The following is a 4247-nucleotide window of genomic DNA, read 5'->3' as shown; positions in this document are numbered from 1 at the left end:
CCCGGGGAAGACGCCCCGCCCGGGGAAGACGCCCCGCCCGGGGAAGACGCCCCGCCCGGGGAAGACGCCCCGCCCGCCCAGGGGGCTCCATCCCACTTCCATTGTCCAGGGCGGATGTCCGTCCGTGGAAGTGCGCCGTGCGCGGCTGTGGACAACTCCGCTTCGGCTCGCCCCGGACGCAGCCGGCATGCTCGCGGCGCCTCCGTCCGAGGTCCGCAGCCGCTGGCTGCGTACCCGCAGGCGTACCCCTGTCGCATGACCGCGGACGGTGGCCCCGTCCGACGCTCGCGCGGCCGACATCGGCCACACGGCCTACCGGGCCGCGCTCCCCTACCGCATGCGATCGCCGCACGGCCTGCGGCAGGCCAGCGCCCACACCACCGATACCCGGCCATACTCCCCCACCACAAGCGATCGCCGCACGGCCCAGGCCAGCGCCCACACCACCGATACCCGGCCATACTCCCCCACCACAAGCGATCGCCGCACGGCCCGCAGCAGGCCGACGGCCGTGCCGCCGATTCCTGTCCGTGCGCCGGGCCGTCGGGGTGGCTCGGGCACACGTGACCAGCGGCGTCGGCGGCTCCGCACCAGGCCGGGCGACGTACCTCCATCGCACGCGATCGACGCCGGGACGTCACCCCGGCCGCCCCGGCACCAGGCGCGCCTCGTGCCGGCCGGCGTGGCCCCGGGGGTGCTGCCACTCCGGCTCCGGGGGCGAATAACGTGGGAGATGTGAAGGGCATCTTCCGGCGGCATGGCCATGACGCCGTCTACACGGTCACTGACGCCCGGCGGCCGATGTCGGAGGACATCGGGTACCGCGAGCGCCGCTACCTCCTCACGATGGGCGTCCGCGCCCTCTGCTTCATCCTGAGCATCGTGTTCGCCGTGACCCTGCACGGCGCGGGATGGTGGCTGGCGGTGCTCGCACTGGCCGGTGCGGTGGTGCTGCCGTACATCGCGGTGATCTTCGCCAACGGAGGCCGCGAGCCGGACAGCGCTGCCCGGTTTGCCCCGTATGAACCGGAACACGAGGACCAAAAGCGGATTTCTGGACCTCGGGATCAAATCGGCTCGTGACAATGTCTTGACTAACTCAGGGGGGGTTCGGTGTACGATTTGTACCGGCGCTCTGGTCCCCCGTCGGGGCGCCCGTGCCGGTGTTCCGGGCCCCCGTCGGAACACCGATGAATGCAACGCCGGGAGGATTGCCCCCGTATCCTCCCGGCGTTGCCATTTCTTGAGTCTTTCCAGAAAAGCCCTGTTGACGTGCGACGCCCCCGCGGGCCGGGCCCGCGGGGGCGTCTTGCGGCGGTCGGAGACCGCACCGGGAACCCCGGGCGGGCTCCAGGAGGGTCAGGCGTCGCGGCTCCGCAGCTGCACCGAGGCGATCACCAGCAGCACCGCGGTCCAGATCGCGAAGACCCCGAAGCCCTGCCAGGGCGTGAGAAGGTCGCTGTTGGCCTGGTGCGCCTTGGCGATGAGCTGACCCGCCTCGGAGGGCAGGTACGCGTGAACGTGCTTGCCGAGGCTCCCCGGCAGTAGCGCGGCCAGCGGGGCGAGCACGAGGACGAACCCGATGACGCCCGTGATGCCGGCCGCCGTGTGGCGGATGATGGCGCCCAGCGCTAGCGCGAACAGGCCGAGCATGGCCAGGTAGAGCCCGCCGCCGATCACGGCGCGCAGCACGCCCGGGTCGCTGAGCGAGACCGGCGCCTTGCTGTGCAGGATCGGCTGGCCGATGAAGAACGACGCGAACGAGACGACCGTGCCCAGCACGAAGATCAGCGCGGTGAACACGACGGCCTTGGCCGCGAGCATCGGTACCCGCCTCGGCACCGCGAGGAGACTCGCCCGGATCATCCCGGTGGAGTACTCCGACGCGATCACCATGACTCCCAGAACGCAGACAGTCAGCTGGCTGAGAAAGAATCCGCTCCCCAGGATCGTGCTCGTGGGATCGGCTTTGATGGTCGCCTGCGAGGCGGCGTCGGTCTTGCTCCACTGTGACGCTGTCAGGCTGCAGAGCAGGGCGGTGAAGCCCAAATCGAGGATCACGAGCAACACGAGCGACCACACGGTCGACCGCACCGATCGGATCTTGGTCCACTCCGACAGCAGCAGACGGCCGAAACCGGCCTTACGGATCACGGGGGTGGCCCCCGCGGCGTGGGTGGCGGTCGTCATCGTGTCTCTCCCTGCGGCTCCGGCACGGCCTGCGGCTGGGGTACGGCCGGCGGGGCCGGGGGTACGGCGGTCGCGCCTCCGTATTCCACGCTCTCCCGCGTGAGCTCCATGAACGCCTCTTCGAGGGACCCGCGCCTGGGGGTGAGCTCGTGCAGGACGAACCCTCCGGCCGAGGCGAGCTCGCCGACACGGGCGGCCGGCATGTGGGTGACGGACAGCAGGCCGTCCTCGCCCCGGGTCGTCTTGCCGCCCTCGTGCTCGATCGCCGCCGCGATGCCCTCGACGTCGGGGCTGCGGACGACGACGACCTCCTCGGTGCTGCGCTCGATGAACTCCTCGGTGGAGCAGTCGGCGATGAGCCGGCCCCGGCCGATGACGATGAGGTGGTCGGCGGTGACCGCCATCTCGTTCATCAGGTGGCTCGACACGAAGACGGTGCGGCCCTCGGAGGCGAGCCGCTTCATCAGCGTGCGGATCCAGACGATGCCCTCCGGGTCGAGGCCGTTGACCGGCTCGTCCAGGATGAGCACGGCCGGGTCGGCCAGCAGCGCCGCGGCGATGCCCAGCCGCTGGCCCATGCCCAGCGAGAACCCGCCCGCGCGCTTGCGCGCCACGTCGGTCAGGCCGACCAGGCGGACGACCTCGTCGATGCGCTCCCTGCCGACGCCCTGCGTCTGTGCCAGGGCGAGCAGGTGGTTGTACGCGCTGCGGCCCGTGTGGACGGCACGGGCCTCCAGCAGAGCCCCGACCGTCTGCAACGGGCGGGGCAGGTCACGGTAGTGCTTACCGTCGATCGTCGCGTCGCCCCCGTGAGGACGGTCCAGCCCGAGGATGAGACGCATGGTGGTCGACTTGCCGGCGCCGTTCGGGCCGAGGAAGCCGGTCACCCTCCCGGGTTCGACTCTGAAGGACAGGTCATTGACGGCGATCCTGTCGCCGTAACGCTTGGTGAGGTTCGTTGCCTCGATCATTCCCAGATCCCGCGTTGGTTGATGGCAGTGCGTAAGGCTGATCACGGTAATCGCCGTGACACCCGGGCGGATCCATCCTTCGGTTGATATGAGCCGCCACCCGGCTATGTTTCCTCCTCCACCCGACGGTGGGGAAACACCGAAAGTCGGATCCGACGCCGAGGTCGCCCCCGCCGGCCGGCGGTCGGCGCCCGCGACGAACGATCACGCCCCCGGAGGAATTCGCTTGTCGCCATAATGGCCGTCGGGCAGAAGGAAGGACCCGAAGATGCCGCTTCCGGACGAGTCACTCGTTGGGGCGCCGCGCCGTCTTCGCCGTGCGGTCGAACGCGTCGAAAAGGAGTTTCGCGGGCCGGCCGTGACCGCCAAGGGCGCGCGGGCGTACGCACGCGCCATGGGGCTGGCGCTCGACCTCGATCCGGCTCTGGCGGTCGCGCTGTTCGCGTCGTACGACGCCCGTGTTCCCGGCGACCTGTACGCCGCGGCGTTCGAGCCGGAGGACCTCCAGGCGCTGCGCGAACTGGCGCGACGTGAGGACCGCGACACCCTGAGCACCGTGTTCGAGCTGGCGGCGCGGCTGCGGATCGAGGATCTGCGGGCCGAGGCGCTCGACCGGCTGGCCGGCGTGCTCGGTCGCGAGGGTGACGCGAACCGGCTGGTCACGCACCTGCAGCGCTGGCAGGACCTGGGCCTGCTGGAGGCCGCGACGCTCGGGCGGGCGTTGCGCGGGCACCTGACCCGCGTCTCGCTGGACCGTGACGCGCCGCTGTGGTCGGCCTATCTCGCTCAGGTGCCGGAGACCCTGCTGCCGGAGTCGTTCGAGGTGCACCGCTTCCTCGGGCACGGCGCGGAGGCGGTACGGCTCGCCGACACGAGCGACCGGCGGGCGAAGGCCCTGGAGTGCTGCCTGGCGTCGAGGCGCCCCGCCGACGTCGAGGCCGGGCGGGAGCTGGCCGTGTCGCTCGGTGACGAGGCGGCGGCCCGTACGCTCTCGGAGCACCTGGCGGACCTGCTGTTCGCGGCCGGCCGGTACGCCGACGCCCTGCCCGCGTTCGAGGAGGCCGGCCGCGCGGACCGGGCGAGCGC

General features: G+C 71.3%; 4 protein-coding genes. 2 read left to right on the top strand and 2 right to left on the bottom strand.

Going from position 1 to position 4247, the window contains the following annotated elements; translation table 11 throughout:
* Nucleotides 1–735 precede the first annotated feature (735 nt).
* A complete protein-coding gene (locus tag ACFFNX_RS44620) occupies nt 736–1083 on the top strand; it encodes a DUF3099 domain-containing protein (protein ID WP_378212328.1) in 348 nt (115 codons plus the stop codon).
* A gap of 276 nt (nt 1084–1359) precedes the next feature.
* Here the strand turns inward: ACFFNX_RS44620 and ACFFNX_RS44615 are convergent, their stop codons facing one another.
* Both ACFFNX_RS44615 and ACFFNX_RS44610 read right to left on the bottom strand, forming a co-directional pair.
* The gene (locus ACFFNX_RS44615; RefSeq protein WP_378212327.1) at nt 1360–2190 is read right to left on the bottom strand and encodes an ABC transporter permease; all 831 of its coding nucleotides are present in this window, start codon (nt 2188–2190) and stop codon (nt 1360–1362) included.
* A complete protein-coding gene (locus tag ACFFNX_RS44610) occupies nt 2187–3161 on the bottom strand; it encodes an ABC transporter ATP-binding protein (RefSeq protein ID WP_378212325.1) in 975 nt (324 codons plus the stop codon). Before ACFFNX_RS44610 ends, ACFFNX_RS44615 begins: the two co-directional genes overlap by 4 nt.
* Before the next feature lie 268 nt (nt 3162–3429).
* Between ACFFNX_RS44610 and ACFFNX_RS44605 the strand changes: the two genes are divergently transcribed.
* Nucleotides 3430–4247: hypothetical protein (locus tag ACFFNX_RS44605; RefSeq protein WP_378212324.1), on the top strand; the 818-nt coding region annotated here is incomplete at its 3' end.

Source organism: Actinoallomurus acaciae, from assembly GCF_042429965.1.
Lineage (GTDB): Bacteria > Actinomycetota > Actinomycetes > Streptosporangiales > Streptosporangiaceae > Actinoallomurus > Actinoallomurus acaciae.
This window is presented reverse-complemented; position numbering and strand designations above follow the sequence as displayed.